The organism is Burkholderia sp. 22PA0106, from assembly GCF_047497155.1.
Classification (GTDB): domain Bacteria; phylum Pseudomonadota; class Gammaproteobacteria; order Burkholderiales; family Burkholderiaceae; genus Burkholderia.
On the sequence record NZ_CP163163.1, the window covers coordinates 871,732 to 891,492 of the forward strand.

Consider the following 19,761-nt stretch of genomic DNA (forward strand, 5'->3'; position numbering starts at 1 on the left):
CTTGAACCACACAGTCCTGCCGGGCGACAGCCTTCCGCTCACCGCCGCGCAACGCGAAATCTGGTTCGATCAGGCCGTGCACGGCGACGCGCCGGTCTACAAGATCGGCGGCTACACGCATATCGCGGGGCCGGTGGAGGTGGACCGGTTCGAGCGCGCGGTGAACCTGCTGGTGGCCCGGCACGACGCGCTGCGGCTCGTGCCGGTGACGGGGGCGCAGGTGAGTGCGGGGGCGGGTGAATCCGGCGGCCAATCCGGTGACGATGCCGACGGCGTGCCGCGCCAGGTGATCGCGCCGGTCATGACGGTGCGGGTGCCGCTGCACGATTTCTCCGGCGAGGCCGATCCGGCCGGCGCCGCGCGCGACTGGGCGCGGCAGTGTCTGGCCGAGCCGTTTCCGCTGGACGGCGGCGCGCCGCTGTTCCGCTTCGCGCTGGCGAAGATCGACGACGCGCGCTTCCTGTTCACGCTGAATTTCCATCACCTGATCGTCGACGGCTGGGCGATCGGCCTGCTGGTGGATTCGCTCGCGCGCATCTACACGGCGCTGTCGAACGGCGAGTCGCCCGATCTCGATGCGCCCTCGTATGCCGAGTTCGTCGAGCAGGACCGCGCGTTGCGCGACTCGCCGCAATTCGAGCGGCACCGCGCGTACTGGCTCGACAAGTACCGCACCACGCCCGATCCGCTGTTCGCGCCGCGTTTTCGCGAGCGCTACGCGGGCGGCGTCGCGCCGGCCGGGCATCACGCGCTGTGCCTGCCGCGCGCGTTCTACGAGCGGATCGAGGGCTTCGCGCGCGAGCACGCGTCCACGCCGTTCCACGTGATGCTGGGGCTGCTGACCGTGTATTTCGCGCGTACCGCGCAGCGCGACGATCTGGCGATCGGGCTGCCGATCCTGAACCGCTCGAACGCGCGGATGCGGCAGACGGCCGGCATGTTCACCGGCGTGAGCGCGGTGCGGCTGCAATTCGATCCGGCACTGCGCTTCGACGCGCTGCTGAAGGCGATCGCGCAGACGCTGAAGCAGGATTACCGCCACCAGCGCTTTCCGATCAGCGAACTGAATCGCGCGCTCGGCCTGTTGCAGGCGCAACGGGCCCAGGTGTTCGACATCTCGGTGTCGTACGAGCGCGACGATTACGACATGCGCTTCGGCGACGCGCCGGCGCAGGTTCACATGTTCTCGAACGGGCATGAGCAGTTGCCGCTGGCGCTGCATATCCGCGAGAACCGCTTCGACGAGAACGCGTGGGTGCATTTCATGTACAACCGCGCGTATTTCGAGGATGCCGACATCGAGGCGGTGGGCGCGCGTTTCTCGCATCTGCTCGAGCAGGTGCTGGAGGACGGGCAGATTCCGGTGGCGGCGCTGCAATTGCCGACGCCGGACGAGGTCGGGCAATTGGCGGCGTGGAACGACGCAGCGCAGCGGGCGGCGTTCGCGCAGGATGCGCCGATTCATCGCCTGTTCGAGGCGCGGGTGGCGGAGCGGCCCGAAGCGGTGGCGGTCGAGTTTGGGGCGCAGCGGCTGACTTACGCGGAGTTGAACGCGCGCGCGAACCGGCTCGCGCATGCGCTGATCGCGCAGGGCGTGCGGGTGGATGATCGCGTGGCGATCTGCGTGGAGCGCGGGCTCGGGATGCTGGTGGGGATTCTCGGCGTGCTGAAGGCGGGGGCGGGATATGTGCCGCTCGATCCGGCCTATCCGGCCGATCGACTCGCCTACACGCTGCGCGACAGCGCGCCGGTGGCGGTGCTGGTGCAGGCCGATACGCGCGATGTGCTGGTGGCGGTGGAAGCACCGGTCATCGATATCGACGTGGCGACGGCGGAAGGTGCCATCGACAACCCGGATGTTGCCGGTTTGAGCGCGGATAGCCTTGCCTATGTGATCTACACATCGGGCTCGACCGGTCAGCCGAAGGGCGTGATGATCGAGCATCGCAACGTCACGCGGTTGTTCTCGGCGACGGATGCCTGGTACGGGTTCGATCACACCGATACCTGGGCGTTGTTCCATTCGTTCGCGTTCGACTTTTCCATATGGGAAATATGGGGGGCGCTGCTGCACGGCGGACGCTTGGTGGTGGTGCCGAAACTGGTCAGCCGATCGCCGCAGGAATGCTATGCACTGCTGTGCGAAGCGTGCGTAACGGTACTGAACCAGACGCCGAGCGCGTTCCGTCAGTTGATCGCGGCGCAGGCGGAAAGCAATCGGACGCATCAACTTCGTTACGTCGTGTTTGGCGGCGAGGCGCTGGAAGTGGGCATGCTGCGCCCGTGGTACGACGACGCGCGCAATACGGCCTGCCAGCTTGTGAACATGTACGGCATCACCGAAACCACGGTGCACGTGACGTACTGGCCGCTGCAGGCGAACGGCGGCGGCACGCCCGCGAGCATCGGGCGGCCGATTCCGGATCTGTCCGCGTATGTGGTGGACGCGAACCTGAACCCGATGCCGATCGGCGTGCCGGGCGAGCTTTGCATCGGCGGTGCGGGCGTCGCACGTGGTTACCTGAATCAGCCGGAGTTGACGGCGAAGCGCTTCATCCGCAATCCGTTCGGCACGAACGAACGGGATCGCCTGTATCGCACGGGCGATCTCGCGCGGTTCTTGCCCGATGGCACGCTGGAATATCTCGGCCGGATCGACACACAGGTGAAGATTCGTGGCTTCCGGATCGAACTGGGTGAAATCGAATCGGCGCTGTCCGCGCTGGATGGCGTGCGTGAAGCGTTGGTCATCGCGCGCGAAGACGAACCGGGCGACAAGCGGCTGGTGGCCTACTACGTCATCGATCCGGACCAGACGCAAACCGATAGCGCCACGTTGCGTACCGGCCTGAGCCGCACGCTGCCGGACTTCATGCTGCCGTCCGCGTTCGTCGCGCTGGAGCGGTTCCCGCTGACGGCGAACGGCAAGGTGGATCGCGCCGCGCTGCCGAAGCCTGCGCAATCGGTCGATACGCGGCATTACGTGGCCCCCCGCACCTCGATCGAGGAACGTCTTGCGGCGATCTGGGCGCAGGTGCTGCGTCTGGATCAGGTCGGCATCCACGACAATTTCTTCGCGGCCGGTGGCGATTCGATTCGCGCCGTGTCGGTGCTGTCGAAGGCCAAGGCACAGGGGCTCGACTTCGCGCTGGTGGACCTGTTCACACAGCAGACGATCGCGAACCTCGCGCAAGCGCTCTCGACCGACGACGTGAGCGCCTCGCACGCCAGCGACGCGCTCACGCTTTCCGAAGCCGATCGTGCGCGCCTGCCAGCCGACATAGAGGATGCCTATCCGTTGACCTTCCTGCAGCGCGGGATGGTGTACCACAATCAGCAGGCATCGGAAAACGCGGCGCTCTATCACGACGTGTTCAGCTATCACTTCGAGGTGCCGGCCTGGAACGAAGCCGCGTTCCGTGCCGCGCTCGCGGCGCTGGTGGCACGCCATCCGGTGCTGCGCACGGCGTTCGATTTCGATCGTTTCGACGAACCGCTGCAACTCGTGCATGCCACGGGCGAGGTGCCGCTGACGGTGATCGATCAGTCCGCGCTCGAACCGGCGCAGCAGGACGCCGCGATCGACGCCTTCATCGAGGCCGAGCGCAAGACGCGCGTGGCGCTCGACGCCGCGCCGCTGCTGCGCGTGTTCGTGCACGTGCGGGGCGAGCGCGAGATCCAGTACACGCCGAGCTTCCACCACGCGATCCTCGACGGCTGGAGCGTGGCGTCGCTGAACACCGAACTGTTCGATACCTACCTGTCATTGCTGGCGGCCGAACCGGGCCAATTGCGCGTCGCGCCGCCACCGCTGGCACGCACGCCGCGCAGCGCGGTGGAGGCCGAGCGGAGCGCGCTGGCCTCGCCACGACACCGCGAATTCTGGCGGCGTTATCTGTCCGGCTATTCGTTCAGCGGCCTGCCGCCCGCCGAAGCGGGCGCCGGCCCCGATGCGGTGCGCCCGGAACTGAGCGTGGTGGTGAGCGAGGCGCTGCGCGGGAAGCTGCGCGGCGTGGCGAACGCGCTCGGCGTGCCGATGCGCAGCGTGCTGCTCGCGGCGCATTTGCGCGTGCTGGCGATGATCTCGGGCAAGACCGACGTGACCAGCGGCCTGGTGTCGAACGTGCGTCAAGAACAGGACGACGGCGAGAAGGTGCTGGGCCTGTTCCTGAACACGCTGCCGATGCGGCTCGACGTGGTGGCGTCGAGCTGGGCCGAACTGATCCGCAGCACGTTCCGCAGCGAACTCGAGGTGATCCGCCACCGTCACTATCCGTATTTCCAGCTTCAACTCGACAACGATCGCGCGGCGCTGTACGAGGTGGCGTTCAACTACGTGAACTTCCACGTCTACGAATCGCTGGCCCGCAACGAAGGCTTCGCGCTGCGCCGTTGGCACGGCTTCGAGGCGACCAATTTCGGCCTGCTCGTGAATTTCGCCGACATGGCGGACGGGCTCACGGTGGACGTGAAGATCGACCCGACGCGGCTGTCGCGCGAGCAGGGCGAGCGTGCGCTCGGTTACTACCTCGCGGCGCTCGATGCGATCGCGGCCGATGTGGAGGCCGCGCATGAGCGGGCGGATCTGCTGTCGGCGGCGGAGCGGCGGCAAGTGGTGGAGGCGTGGAATGCGGACGCGCGCGAGGCGGCGTTCGAGCAGGACGCGCCGATTCATCGCTTGTTCGAGGCGCGGGTGGCGGAGTGGCCCGAGGCGGTGGCGGTCGAATTCGGGGCGCAACGGCTGACTTACGCGGAGTTGAATGCGCGTGCGAACCGGCTCGCGCATGCGCTGATCGCGCAGGGCGTGCGGGTGGACGATCGCGTGGCGATCTGCGTGGAGCGCGGGCTGGGGATGCTGGTGGGGATTCTCGGCGTGCTGAAGGCGGGGGCAGGGTATGTGCCGCTCGATCCGGCCTATCCGGCCGATCGACTCGCCTACACGCTGCGCGACAGCGCGCCGGTGGCGGTGCTGGTGCAGGCTGATACGCGCGATGTGCTGGTGGCGGTGGAAGCACCGGTCATCGATATCGACGTGGCGACGGCGGAAGGTGCCATCGACAACCCCGATGTTGCCGGTTTGAGCGCGGATAGCCTTGCCTATGTGATTTACACATCGGGTTCGACCGGTCAGCCGAAGGGCGTGATGATCGAGCATCGCAACGTCACGCGGCTGTTCTCGGCGACCGATGCCTGGTACGGGTTCGACCACACCGATACCTGGGCGCTGTTCCATTCGTTCGCCTTCGACTTTTCCGTGTGGGAAATCTGGGGCGCGCTGCTGCACGGCGGGCGCTTGGTGGTGGTGCCGAAGCTGGTCAGCCGATCGCCGCAGGAATGCTATGCATTGCTTTGCGAAGCGGGCGTGACGGTGCTCAATCAGACGCCGAGTGCGTTCCGTCAATTGATTGCGGCACAGGCGGAAAGCGGGCAGACGCATCAACTTCGTTACGTCGTGTTTGGCGGCGAAGCGCTGGAAGTGGGCATGCTGCGTCCGTGGTACGACGACGCGCGCAACGCCGCCTGCCAACTCGTGAACATGTACGGCATCACCGAAACCACGGTGCACGTGACGTACTGGCCGCTGCAGGCGAACGGCGGCGGCACGCCCGCGAGCATCGGGCGACCGATTCCGGATCTGTCCGCGTACGTCGTGGACGCAAACCTGAACCCGATGCCGATCGGCGTGCCGGGCGAGCTTTGCATCGGCGGTGCGGGCGTCGCACGTGGCTACCTGAATCAGCCGGAGTTGACGGCGAAGCGCTTCATCCGCAATCCGTTCGGCACGAACGAACGGGATCGCCTGTATCGCACAGGCGATCTCGCGCGGTTCCTGCCGGACGGCACGCTGGAATACCTCGGACGAATCGACACGCAGGTAAAGATTCGTGGCTTCCGGATCGAACTGGGTGAAATCGAATCGGCGTTGTCGGCGCTGGATGGCGTGCGCGAAGCGCTGGTCATCGCGCGCGAAGACGAACCCGGCGACAAACGGCTGGTGGCCTACTACGTCATCGATCCGGACCAGGCACAAACCGACAGCACCGCATTGCGTACCGGCCTGAGCCGCACGCTTCCGGACTTCATGCTGCCGTCGGCGTTCGTCGCACTGGAGCGGTTCCCGCTGACGGCCAACGGCAAGGTGGATCGCGCCGCGCTGCCGAAGCCGGTGCAATCGGTCGATACGCGGCATTACGTGGCCCCCCGCACCTCGATCGAGGAACGTCTTGCGGCGATCTGGGCGCAGGTGCTGCGTCTGGATCAGGTCGGCATCCACGACAATTTCTTCGCGGCCGGTGGCGATTCGATTCGCGCCGTGTCGGTGCTGTCGAAGGCCAAGGCACAGGGGCTCGACTTCGCGCTGGTGGACCTGTTCACACAGCAGACGATCGCGAACCTCGCGCAAGCGCTGTCGACCGACGACGTGAGCGCCTCGCACGCCAGCGACGCGCTCGCACTCAGCGAAGCGGATCGCGCGCGGCTGCCGGCCGGCGTCGAGGATGCCTATCCGTTGACCTTCCTGCAACGCGGGATGGTGTATCACAACGAACAGGCGGCCGACGATGCGTCCGTCTACCACGACGTATTCAGCTATCGCTTCGGCGTGCCGGCCTGGAACGAAGCGGCATTCCGCGCCGCGCTCGCGGCGCTGGTGGCGCGCCATCCGGTGCTGCGCACGGCCTTCGATTTCGAGCGCTTCAGCGAGCCGATGCAACTGGTGTTCGCCACCGGCGAGGTGCCGCTCGCCACGATCGATCTCGGCATGCACGACGAAGCGGAGCAGGAACGCCGCATCGTCGAATTCGTGGAAGCCGAGCGCAAGACGCGCGTGGCGCTCGACGCCGCGCCATTGCTGCGCGTGTTCGTGCATGTGCGGGGCGAGCGCGAGATCCAGTACACGCCGAGCTTCCACCACGCGATCCTCGATGGCTGGAGCGTGGCGTCGCTGAACACCGAACTGTTCGACACCTACCTGTCGCTGCTGGCGGCCGAACCGGGCCAATTGCGCGCCGCGCCGCTGCCGCTGGCACGCACGCCGCGCAGCGCGGTGGAAGCCGAGCGCAGCGCGCTGGCCTCGCCGCGACACCGCGAATTCTGGCGGCGTTATCTGTCCGGCTACACGTTCAGCGCCTTGCCGCCGGCCGAGCCGGAGGGCGATCCGGCCGCGCCGAAGTTGCCGCTGATTGCAACGATCGACGAACCGGTGCGCGAGCGCCTGCGGGGCGTGGCCAATGCGCTCGGGGTGCCGATGCGCAGTGTGGTGCTTGCGGCGCACCTGCGCGTGCTCGCGATGATTGCGGGCAAGACCGACGTGATCAGCGGCCTGGTGTCGAACGTGCGCCAGGAGCAGGATGACGGCGAGAAGGTGCTGGGGCTGTTCCTGAACACGCTGCCGATGCGGCTCGACCTCGTGGCTTCGAGTTGGGCCGAACTGATCCGCAGCACGTTCCGCAGCGAACTCGAGGTGATTCGCCACCGCCACTACCCGTACTTCCAGCTTCAACTCGACAACGACCGCGCGGCGCTGTACGAGGTGGTGTTCAACTACGTGAACTTCCATGTGTACGAGGCGCTCGAGCGCAACGCGGGCTTCGAGGCCCGCGGCGGCCACGGCTTCGAGGCGACCAACTTCGCGCTCGGCGTGAACGTGTCGGACACGGCCGCCGCGCTCACCGTCGAACTGAAGATCGACGGCGCGCGGCTCGCGCCGGCCCAGGGCGCGCGCATCCTCGGCTATTACGTGGCGGCGCTCGATGCGATCGCCGCCGATCCGCAGGCCGATCACGCCCACGCCAGCTTGCTGTCCGCCGCCGAGCGCGACCAGTTGCTGCGAACGTGGAACGACACGGACGTGCTGTTCCCGCGCGAGGCCTGCCTGCACGAGCTGGTCGAGGCGCGCGTGGCCGAACGTCCCCACGCGATCGCGGTGGAGGACGCGCACGAGCAACTGAGCTACGCCGAGCTGAACGCGCGCGCCAACCGCCTCGCGCACCGGCTGCGTGCGCTGGGCGTGGCGCCCGACGATCGGGTGGCGCTGTGCCTCGAACGCAGTGCCTCGATCGTGGTGGCGATCCTGGCCGTGATGAAGGCCGGCGGCGCCTATGTGCCGCTCGATCCCGCCTATCCGGCCGAGCGGCTGGCCCACATGCTGGCCGACAGCGCGCCGGTGGCGGCGCTGACCGACAGCCGCTCGCGCGCGCGGCTCGCGGGCCTGCCCGACGCGGTGCCGGTGCTCGAACTCGACACGCTGGCCGCGCTGCGGGAGGACGACCCGGCCGGCAATGCGAACCTGCCCGCGCAGGCGGTCGGCCTGAGCGCTCGCCACCTGGCCTACGTGATCTACACCTCGGGCTCCACCGGCACGCCGAAGGGCGTGATGGTCGAGCATCGCGGCCTGGTGAATCTCGCGCAGGCGCAGATCGCCTGCTTCGGCGTGCAGCCCGACAGCCGCGTGCTGCAATTCGCGTCGGCCAGCTTCGACGCGAGCATCGCCGAGATCGTGATCGCGCTGTGCGCCGGCGCGGCCGTGCATGTCCCGCCCGACGCGATCCGTCACGACCGGGTCGCGTTGTGGCGCTATCTCGACGCGCACGCGATCACCCACGCCACCTTGCCGCCCGCGCTGCTGCAGGACGGCGAGGGCCTGCCCGAGATCGACGCGCGGCCCACGCTGGTGCTGGCCGGCGAGGCGCCCGGCGCGGCGCTGTTCCGCGCGCTGGCGGCCCGGGCCGTGCTGTTCAACGGCTACGGCCCGACCGAGAACACCGTGTGCGCGACCGTCTGGCCGTGCCCGCCCGACTTCGACGGCGACACGCCGCCGATCGGCCGCCCGGTGGGCAACGTGCGGCTCTATCTGCTCGACGCGCATGGCCAGCCGGCGCCGCTCGGCACCGAGGGCGAGCTGTATGTGGGCGGCGTGGGCGTGGCGCGCGGCTATCTGAACCGTCCCGAGTTGAGCGCGCAGCGCTTCCTGGCCGATCCGTTCCACGATGCGCCGGGCGCACGCATGTACCGCACCGGCGATCTCGCGCGCTACCGGGCCGACGGCTCGCTGATCTTCCTCGGCCGCAACGACGATCAGGTGAAGATCCGCGGCTTCCGGATCGAACTCGGCGAGATCGAGGCGCGGCTGGCCGAGCGCGACGACGTGCACGCGGTGGCGGTGATCGTGCGCGAGGACACGCCCGGCGATCGCCGCCTGGTGGCCTATTACGCCGGCCCGGCCAGCGTGGACGCGCTGCGCGCGCACGCGGCGGACCGGCTGCCGCGCCACATGGTGCCGGCCGCCTGGGTGGCGCTCGACGCGCTGCCGCTCACCGTGAACGGCAAGCTCGATCGCCGCGCGCTGCCGACGCCGGACGACTCCGCCTACGGCCGTCGCGACTATGCCGCGCCGCAGGGCGAGGCCGAACGCGCGCTGGCCGCCGCCTGGGCGGAAGTGCTCGGCGTGGCCGAGGTGAGCCGCCACGACAACTTCTTCGAGCTGGGCGGCCATTCGCTGCTGGCGGTGCGGCTGGTCGGCCGGCTGCGCGAGGCCGGGCTCGATACCGACATCCCGGCGCTGTTCGGCGCGCCCACGCTGGCCGATCTGGCCGCCACGCTGCGCGTGGCCGCCGAGTTCGAGATTGCGCCGAACCGGATTCCGGCCGGCGCGAGCCGGCTCGAGCCGTCGATGCTGAGCCTCGTGGACCTGACGCAGCGCGAGATCGACGCGATCGTGGCCGGCGTGCCGGGCGGCGCGGCGAACGTGCAGGACATCTATCCGCTCGCGCCGTTGCAGGAAGGCATGCTGTATCACCATCTGGCGCAGACCGTGGGCGACGCCTACCTGTCGCGCGTGCGCTTCGGCTTCGAGACGCGCGAGCATCTGCTGCGCTTCGCGGGCGCGTTGCAGGCCGCGGTGACGCGTCACGACGTGCTGCGCACCGGCATCGCCTGGGAAGGCCTGCGCGAGCCGGTGCAGGTGGTGCGGCGAGCGGCGACGCTGTCGGTCGAGGAAGTGGTGGATCTCGACCCGGCCGGCGACATCGGCGAGCAGTTGCAGCAGCGCCACGATCCGCGCCATTACCGCCTCGACCTGCGCCATGCGCCGCCGATGGCGGTGCGCTACGCGCACGATCCGGTCAACGGCAACTGGGTGCTGCTGCTGCTCACGCATCACATCGCGCTCGATCACACCGACATCGCGATCCTGCTGCGCGAGGTGGCGGCCTGGCTCGACGGCAGCTGGCACGCGCTGCCGCCGCCGCCGCCGTTCCGCGACCACGTGGCCCGCTCACGGCTGGCCGGGCGCGGCCCGGCCAGCGAGGCGTTTTTCCGCGAGATGCTCGGCGACATCGACGAGCCCACGCTGCCTTACGGCCTCGCCAACGTGGACGGCGAAACCGACGCGAACGGCGAACGCACGCCGGTGCGCACCGCCGCCGTGGAACTGGCGCCCGAGCTGGCCGCGCGGCTGCGCGAGCAGGCTCGCCAACTGGGCGTGAGCGTGGCGAGCCTGTTCCACCTCGCCTGGGGGCACGTGATCGGCAAGCTGTCCGGCCGCGAGGACGTGGTGTTCGGCACCGTGCTGCTTGGCCGCTGGCAGGGCGGCACGCGCGCCGAGCAGGTCATGGGGCTGTTCATCAACACGCTGCCGGTGCGTGTGGAGGCGGGCGCCGCCGGCGTGCGCGACGCGGCGCTGCGCACCCATCGCAGGCTGGCCGACCTGATGGGCCACGAACATGCGTCGCTGGCGTTCGCGCAGCGCTGCAGCGGCGTGGCCGCGCCCGCGCCGCTGTTCAGCGCGCTGCTGAACTTCCGTCACAGCGCGGACGGCACCGTGATCGACGGCGGCGCGATTCCGGGCTGGCAGGGCATCGACGTGGTCGACGGCGAGGAACGCACCCATTACCCGTGCGCACTGAGCGTGGACGATCTGGGCGAGGGCTTCCGCCTGACCGCGCAACTCGTCGCGCCGCACGATGCGGCGCGCGTGTGCGCCTATCTGGCGCGCAGCGTGGCCAGCCTGGTCGCCGCGCTCGACGACGCGCCGGCCACGCCGGTGCGCGAGCTGGCCTGGCTGCCCGAGGCGGAACGCCGGGAGCTGATCGAAGGCTGGAACGCGACCGACGCGGCGTGCCCTTTCGATATCGGCGTGCACACGCTGTTCGAGCAGCAGGCGGCGCGCACGCCGCACGCGCAGGCGCTGGCCGACGGCGCGCGCACGCTCGATTACGCCGGGCTCGACGCGCGCGCCAACCGGCTCGCGCGCCGGCTCGCCGCGCTCGGCGTGGCGCCGGGCGAGCGCGTGGCGATCCTGCTCGACCGCTCGATCGAGCTGGTGGTGGCGGAACTGGCCGTGCTGAAGTGCGGCGCGGTGTACGTGCCGCTCGACCGCAACGCGCCCGCCGATCGGCAGGCCTTCATGCTGGCCGATTGCGGCGCGCGCTGCCTGCTGACGCTGGGCGGTCAGGCGGTGCCCGAGGTGGCGCAGGTGCGGCGCATCGACCTGGACGCCGCATCGGCCGGGCACGAAGTCGAGCACGACAGCGCGCACGACAGCACACCGGCCCCGTCGCATCCGGGCGGCGGCGATCGTCCGGCCTACATCATGTACACCTCGGGATCGACCGGCACGCCGAAGGGCGTGATCATCGCGCATCGCGGCATCGCGCGGCTGGTGATCCACAACGGCTATGCGGAATTCGACGCGCGCGACCGCATCGCCTTCACGTCGAACCCGGCCTTCGACGCCAGCACGATGGAGGTGTGGAACGCGTTGCTGCACGGCGCGTGCCTCGTGATCGTGCAGCACGACGACCTGCTGCAGGCGCCGCGCCTCGCCGCGCTGCTCACGCGCGAGCGCGTGAGCGTGCTGCATCTGGTGGCGGGCCTCCTCAGCGCCTACGCCGACGCGCTCGCGCCGGTGTTCCCGGCGCTGCGCTACCTGCTCACCGGCGGCGACGCGGCCGACGTGCGGGCGGTGCGCCGCATCATGGAGCACGCCGCGCCGCAGCATCTGGTGCACTGCTACGGCCCGACCGAATCGACCACCTTCGCCACCACCTATCTGCTGCGCGCCGGCGCACCCGCGCCCGAGCGGCTGCCGATCGGCCGGCCGATCGCGAACACGCGCGTGTATCTGCTCGATGCGCACGGCGAACCGGTGCCGGCGGGCGTGCCCGGCGAGCTGTACGTGGGCGGCCAGGGCGTGGCGCTCGGCTATCTGAATCTCGACGCGCTGACGGCGGAGCGCTTCGTGCGCGACCCGTTCTCGGCCGATGCCGACGCTCGCCTGTACCGCACCGGCGACCTGGCGCGCTACCTGCCCGACGGCAACATCGAATACCTGGGCCGCAACGACAGCCAGGTGAAGATCCGCGGCTTCCGCGTGGAGCCGGGCGAGATCGAGGCACGGCTCGCCGCTTACGGGCTGCGCGACGCGGTGGTGATCGCCCGCGAGGATTCGCCGGGCGAGAAGCGGCTGGTGGCGTATCACCTGGCCGCCGACACCGATGCGCCGTGCGACGTCGAGGCGCTGCGCGCCTGCTTGCGCGAGAGCCTGCCCGACTACATGGTGCCGTCGGCCTACGTGGCGCTTGCCGCGCTGCCGCTGACCGCCAACGGCAAGCTCGACCGCCGCGCGCTGCCCGCGCCCGACACGGCCGCGTTCGGCGGGCGCGACTATGCCGCGCCCCAGGGCGAGGTGGAAGCGATGCTGGCCGCCATGTGGTGCGAACTGCTCGGCGTGGCGCAAGTGGGCCGCCATGACGATTTCTTCGCGCTCGGCGGGCATTCGCTGCTGGCCGTGCGCGTGATCGGCCGGCTGCGCGAGCGCTTCGGCGAGGCGGCCACGCTCGGCGCGCTGTTCGAGGCGCCGGGCCTGGCCGCGTTCGCGGCGCGTCTGGGTGAGGGCGCGAAATCGGGCGCGGCATCGGGCGGCGACGGGCGTGCCGTTGCCGCCGCGCGGTTCGCGCCGTCGGCATCCGCCGCCCGCCGCGCGGCCGGCGCGACGTTTCCGCTGTCCTACGTGCAGGAGCGGCTGTGGCTGATCCAGCAGCGCGACGGCGGCCGCGCCTACAACATGAACGGCGCGCTGGTGTTCGACGGGCCGCTCGCGCCGGCTTCGCTGCAGGCCGCGTTCGACGCGCTGGTGGCGCGCCACGAGACGCTGCGCACGCGTTTCGACATCGCGCCCGGCGCCGACTTGCCGGCGCAGTTCGTCGACGCGCCGTACGCGGTGGCGCTGCCGGTGCACGACCTCGACGAGGCCGCGCTGGCCGCCGCGCTCGATCGCCATGCCGGCATCGAGTTCGACCTGCAGCGCGGCCCGCTGCTCGACGTGCGCGTGCTGCGGCTCGCGCCGCAGCGGCATGTGGTGTCGATCGTGATGCATCACATCGTGTCGGACGGCTGGTCGCTCGGCGTGTTCGTGCGCGATCTGCGCGCGCTGTACCTGGCCGACCGCGCGGCGCGATCCGGCGCGGCCCCGGCCGATGCAAGGGGAGAGACAAGGAGCGAGGCACTCGCACCGCTGGCCGCGCACTATGCCGATTACGCCTGCTGGCAGCGCGAGCAGGATCTCGGCGCGCATCTCGCGTACTGGCGCGCGGCGCTCGACGGCCATCGCGAGCCGCTCGATCTCGCCGTGCCGGGCACCCCGGCCGACGCGGCGCACGGCCCGGCCGGCGTGCTGCGCCGCACGCTGCCGCCGGCGCTGGCTGCGCGGCTCGCGCAACTGGGCCGGCAGCGCGGCGTGAGCCTGTTCACGCTGTTCCTGGTGGCGCTCGCGGTGCTCCATCATCGCCAGAGCGGGCGCGAGGACCTCTGCATCGGCACCACCACGGCCGGCCGCGACGACCCGCTGCTCGAACCGCTGGTGGGCTTCTTCATCAACATCCTGCCGCTGCGGCTCGACCTGTCCGGCGAGCCGGACCTGGCCGCGCTGCTGGCGCAGGCCGGCCGCCGCGTGCTGGACGCGCTCGAACATCAGGCGCTGCCGTTCGAGCACATGCTCGCGGCCGTGCCGGCGCTGCGCCAGCAGGACGGCCGCTCGCCGGTGCCGGTCATGCTGCGCCACCAGAACGTGCCGCCGGTGGCCACCGACGACTGGGGCGACGGCCTGCGCATGACGGTGCAGCAGGAAGTGGTGAACCGCCAGGCGCAGTCGGATCTCGACCTGGAAATCTTCGGGGACGGCAACGGGCTCGAACTGGTGGCGAACTTCGACAGCCTGCGTTTCGATGCCACCCAGATCGGCTTCATGCTGACCGTGCTGGAGGAACTGCTCGAACGCATCGCCGACGCGCCCGACGCGCCGCTGGCCGCGCTGCGCGCGCCGACGCCGGCCGAGCGCGCACGGGTGGCGGCGAGCAACGATACCTGGGCCGGCTTCGAGACGGCCGACGTGAACACGCTGTTTGCGCGGCAGGTGGCGTTGCGGCCCGATGCTCTGGCCTGCATCTACGAGGACGGCGAAGGCGGGGAAGGGGCCAGCGCCAGCTTCGCCGAACTCGACCGCCTCGCCGATCGCATCGCCCACGCGCTGCGGCGCCGCGGCGTCGCGCCGGGCGCGCGCGTGGTGCTGCATTACCCGCGCTCGATCGATTTCGTCGCCGCGATCCTGGCCGTGTTCCGGCTGGGCGCGACCTACGTGCCGATCGATCCGGGCTATCCGGCCGCCTATGTGCGCCGCACACTCGACGACGCGCAGCCGGCCGCGATCGTGACCACCGCCGCGCTCGCGCCGTCGTTCGCCGATGCCGGCTGCGCACTGCTGCGACTCGACGTGGCGGTCGACCTGCGCGACGGCGACGCGGCGACGCCGGGCATGCCGGACCGCTTTTCGACCCGCTCTTCGACCCGCTCTTCGGCCAGCTTCCCGGCCCACGCCACGCAGCCCGACGATTTGGCCTACATCGCCTACACATCGGGCTCCACCGGCCAGCCGAAGGGCGTGATGGTGCCGCACCGGCAGGTGACGAACTGCCTGCAGGCGCTGTGGACGCGCACGCCGTTCGCGCCCGGCGAGGTGGTGGCCCAGAAGACCTCGATGTCCTTCGTGCCGTCGATCAAGGAAATGCTGTCGGGGCTGCTCGCGGGCGCGCCGCAGGTGATCTTCGCCGACGCGCTGGTAAAGGACGCCCCGGCCTTCGCGGCCGCGCTCGAACGGCACCGCGTGACGCGCCTGAACCTGGTGCCCTCGCATCTTGCCGCGCTGCTCGAACACGCGCCCCGGCTCGGCGCGCTGCGCCACGTCACGACCGCCGGCGAGCCGCTCGCGCGTCATCTGGCGGTGCGCTTCGCGGTGCGGCTGCCGAACGCGCGGCTGCACAACAATTACGGCTGCAGCGAGCTGAACGACATCACCTACAGCGAGGATCGCGCGCTGGCCGTGCATCATGCGGTCGCGCCGGCCGGCCGGCCGATCGCCAACTGCCGTGTGCACCTGCTCGACGCGCAACTCGCGCCGGTGCCGATCGGCGCGGTGGGGCAGATCTACGTGGAAGGGGCGTCGGTCGGCCCCGGCTACTGGAATCGCCCGGATCTCACCGCCGAGCGTTTCGTTCGCCATCCGGAAACCGGCGCGACGCTGCTGCGCACCGGCGACATTGGCCAGTGGCTGGCCGACGGCCAATTGCTGCACCTGGGCCGCGAGGATTTCCAGATCAAGGTGCGCGGCCAGCGCGTGGAGTTGCCGGCCGTGGAGCTCGAACTCGGCGCGCATCCGGGCGTGGCGGCCGCTGCCGCGATCGGGCGCGAGCTTGGTGCGGCGTCCGGCGACGTGCAACTGGTGGCGTTCTACGTGCCGCGCGCCGGCGTGGAAGTGGATGCCGGCAGCCTGCATGCGTGGCTCTCCGAGCGGTTGCCGGGGCCGCTGGTGCCGAGCCGTTTCGTGGCGCTCGCGGCCTTGCCGGCGCTGCCGAACGGCAAGCTCGACCGGCTCGCGCTGCGCGCGATCGATCCCGCCACGGTGGAGGCGGCGGGCGCGGTCGGTGTGGGCCAGGGCAGGCACGTCGCGCCCGAGGGCGAACTGGAGACACTGCTCGCCGAGATCTGGCGCGACACGCTGGGGCTCGCACGGGTGGGCCGCCACGACAATTTCTTCGCGATCGGCGGCCATTCGCTGATGGCGGCGCAGGTGGCGGCGCGCGCCGGTGAGCGCACCGGCGTGAAGCTGTCGGTGCGCAGCATCTTCGACACGCGCACGGTGCACAAGCTCGCGTTGCTGATCGAGGCGGCGCGCTCCGCGCCGCGCGAATTCGCCGGCCGCCAGTCGAACGACGCGCGCGAGGCCTGGGTGGCGTTTCACGCCGACGGCGGCGAACGCCCGCTGTTCCTCACGCACACGCTGCAGGGCTATTCCTGGTACTTCGAGCACCTGGCCTCTCACATCGACGCGTCGATTCCTGTTTACGGGCTGCCGCCGCTCGCGCTCGGCGAGGCGCAACCCCGCACGCTGGAGGCGATCGCGGCGCGCTTCGTCGGCCTGATGCGCGAGATCCAGCCGCGCGGCCCGTATCGCGTGGCGGGCTGGTCGTTCGGCGGCCTGATCGCCTACGAGATTGCCACCCAGATGCTCGCGCAGGGCGAGGAGATCGAGTTCCTCGGCGTGTTCGACACCACGCTGCCGCCGAACCTGCTCGGCCGGGCCGGTCATGCCGATCGTGCCGATGATGCCGACGCGCCGGCCGGCTTCGACGCGCAGCGCGTGGCGCTGGTCACGCTGTACGCGTTCGCGATGAACAACTTCACGGATTTCGATCCGTCCAGCATCGATTTCGAGGGCGCCGGCGACATCGACGCGCTGATCGACATGCTGGTGCGGGCGATCGAGGCGCGCCGCGAGGCGGGCCGGCCGCTCTGGCACCTGTCGTACGACACCGCGCGCGAGAACCGGCTGTTCCTCGAACGCCTGGTGGCGCACGGCGCGGCGATGGCCACCTGGCGGCCCCGCCGCGCGCCGGTGAAGCTGCACGTGTTCGCGGCCAGCGACGCGTCGCTCACGCCGCTCGAAGGCCACCACGCGCTGCCCGAGGCGCTCGGCTGGGAGGCCTTGATCGCGCGCGACGAGATCGAGGTGCTGCCCGTGCCGGGCAATCACGAAACCATCATCAAGCTGCATGCCGACGTGCTGGGCGAGGCGATCGGCGGCATTCTGAACCGCCGGCTCGCGTTGCTCGACGACGCGGCCGAACCCTATCGAGGAGAGACACGATGATCGCACGCGTGACGCGCGAGGCATTCACGAACGACGGCTGGCTGGCGCGCAACGAGCCCGTCATCATCACCGGCGCGCTCGACGACTGGCGCATCGACGAGCGCTGGACGCCCGAGGCGCTGGCCAATATCGCGCAGACGCGCCGCATCACGCTGAGCACGGCCGGCGACGGCCAGTACCGGCTCAAGCCGTCGCACGACATCCGCCGCTCGAACGCGTTCGAGAACACCGAGGTGGAGTTCGGCGTGGCGGCGCGGCGCATGCTCGACGCCGATGCCGACGAGCATGTGTACGTGATGCAGCAGCCGATTCCGCAGATGCTGCCCGAGCTGCTCGACAACCTGGTGGTGCCGGAATGGATCGCGTCGAGCCGGCCGATGATCAACCTGTGGTTCGGCCGGCGCACCTCGTCGCAACTGCATTTCGACTACTCGAACAACCTGTTCGCGCAGTTGTACGGCAGCAAGGAATTCGCGCTGTTCGCGCCGGACCAGACGCCGCGCCTGTATCCGTATCACCACGACGCGGCCACCGCGCACCTGTCCAACGTCGAGCCGGACCAGCCGGACCTGGCGGCGTATCCCGACTACGCGCGCGCCGAGGCGATCCGCTTCACGATCCATGCCGGCGAGCTGCTGTACATGCCGGTGTTCTGGTGGCACCACGTGCGCGCGCCGGAGGTATCGGTGTCGGTGAACTTCTGGTGGTATCCGTCGCTGGAGCAGATCCTCGGCGCGTCGAACGCCACGCGCGCGCTGCCGGGCTTCTATGCCGGCGACCGGCTCGCCGAGTTTCGGATGGGCTTTCTCGATCCGGCCGGGCTCGATTTCGCGGCGGCCAGCGCGCTGTTTCTCGAACGTGGCCGTAATTGGGGCGCGGGCCTGTTCGCGATCGCCGCGCTCGATGACTGGGGCCGACGGCACGCCGTGGGCGAGGCGGTTGGTGCAGCCGGCGCGGCCGACGCGGCCGACGCGCGCGCGCCCGGCAGCCGCCTGAGCCAGCTCGCCGAGGATCTGCAGCCGGTGCGCGCCGCGCTGCTGACCGATCCGGCGCTGTCGCCCGAGCGGCGCTCGGCGATCGTGGACAGCGCGGCGCTCTCGGCGCTGCTGGCCGAATCGCACGACGACGCGCGCATCGAGCCCGCGCGCGTCGCGGCGCTGCTCGACGCGCTGCGCGCCTGTGAGGGCGAGGGCGTGGGCCGTTCGCTCGCCGCCGCGTCATGAGCGTGCCGGAACTGACCGGTTCGGCGCGCGGCGGCGGCGGTTCGGGTGCCGCGTTCGGCTTCATCTTCGCCACCGCGGTGATGAACACGATCTCGTTCGGCATCGTGCTGCCGGTGCTGCCGAACCTGATCAAGCAGTTCTCCGGCGGCGACACCGCGCTCGCGACCGAGTGGAGCACGTTGTTCGGCGTGGTGTGGGGCGCGATGCAACTGGTCTGCGGGCCGCTGCTCGGCGCGCTGTCCGATCGCGTCGGGCGGCGGCCGGTGCTGCTGATTTCGCTGTTCGGGCTGGCCGTCGATTCCTTCGTGATGGCGCTCGCGCCGAACCTCGCGTGGCTGTTCGCCGGGCGCGTGCTGAACGGGCTGACCTCGTCGAGCCTCGCCACCGCGAACGCCTACGTGGCCGACGTCACACCGCCCGAGCAACGCGCGCGCGCGTTCGGCCGGATCGGCGCGGCGGTGAGCCTGGGCTTCCTGGCCGGGCCGGCGCTCGGCGGCCTGCTGGCCGGCATCGATCTGCGCCTGCCGTGCTACGTGGCCGGCGTGCTGTCGGCGCTCAATTTTTTGTACGGGCTCGCGATCCTGCCCGAATCGCTCGCGCCCGAGGCGCGCACGGCCCGCCTCGACCGGCGCAAGCTCAATCCGTTCGGCGCGCTCGCGTTCCTGAAGGCGCGCGGCGATCTGCTCGGGCTGGCGGCGCTCGCGGTGCTGTTCGCGCTGGCGTGGATGGTGGGGCCATCGATCTTCGTGCTGTACGGCGGCTATCGCTACGGCTGGACGCCGGCCGCGATCGGCCTCGTGATGATGGCGAGCGGCGGCCTCGGCACGCTGGTGCAGGTGGCGCTGGTGGGGCCGATCGTGAAGCGTGCCGGCGAGCGCGGCGCGCTGCTGATCGGCGCGGCGGCCGGCGCGCTCGGCTACCTGGGCTTCGGGCTCGCCTCGGCGGGCTGGGGCTACCTGCTGGCGATGCCCGTCTACGTGTTCTTCAACCTGTTCATGCCGGCGCTGCAGGCGCTGATGTCGCGTCGCGTGGACGAAGCCGGGCAGGGGCAGTTGCAGGGCGTGATGCAGGCCTTCGTGGGGCTCGCGTCGATCGTCGGGCCGCTGGTGTACGGGCTCGGTTTCGCGTGGTCGATCGGGCCGCGCGTGGCGCGGCCGATGCCGGGGCTCGCGTTCTTTCTGGCCGCCGCGTTGATGGCGGTGGCGTTCGCGGCGGCGTGGCGGGTGGCGCGCGGGGCGGGGCAGGGTATCGAGCAGGGCATCGATAGCGGCGAGCCGCGCGACACGATGCATGCCGGATAGCACGTCGATTTCGCGGTCTGCTCGATGGGCGCCGCGA

At 70.4% G+C, this 19,761-nt stretch carries 3 protein-coding genes; all 3 read left to right on the forward strand.

The window, feature by feature from the left end:
* Position 1 precedes the first annotated feature (1 nt).
* Genes AB4850_RS18835 through AB4850_RS18845 form a run of 3 tightly spaced genes read left to right on the forward strand, consistent with a single transcriptional unit; the run spans position 2 to position 19,724 of the window.
* Positions 2–17,200 (forward strand): amino acid adenylation domain-containing protein, encoded by a 17,199-nt coding sequence (locus tag AB4850_RS18835; protein WP_414444525.1) that lies wholly within the window; start codon positions 2–4, stop codon positions 17,198–17,200.
* Positions 17,197–18,423 (forward strand): cupin-like domain-containing protein, encoded by a 1,227-nt coding sequence (locus AB4850_RS18840; protein WP_414444526.1) that lies wholly within the window; start codon positions 17,197–17,199, stop codon positions 18,421–18,423. Before AB4850_RS18835 ends, AB4850_RS18840 begins: the two co-directional genes overlap by 4 nt.
* Positions 18,420–19,724, forward strand: a complete 1,305-nt coding sequence (locus tag AB4850_RS18845; RefSeq protein WP_414444527.1) for an MFS transporter — start codon at positions 18,420–18,422, stop codon at positions 19,722–19,724. Before AB4850_RS18840 ends, AB4850_RS18845 begins: the two co-directional genes overlap by 4 nt.
* Positions 19,725–19,761 lie beyond the last annotated feature (37 nt).

What these genes read in the sequence shown, in the direction of transcription:
- AB4850_RS18845 (WP_414444527.1), top strand. Translation starts at nt 18,420, where the DNA reads ATGAGCGTGCCGGAACTGACCGGTTCGGCGCGCGGCGGCGGCGGTTCG.
- AB4850_RS18840 (WP_414444526.1), top strand. Translation starts at nt 17,197, where the DNA reads ATGATCGCACGCGTGACGCGCGAGGCATTCACGAACGACGGCTGGCTG.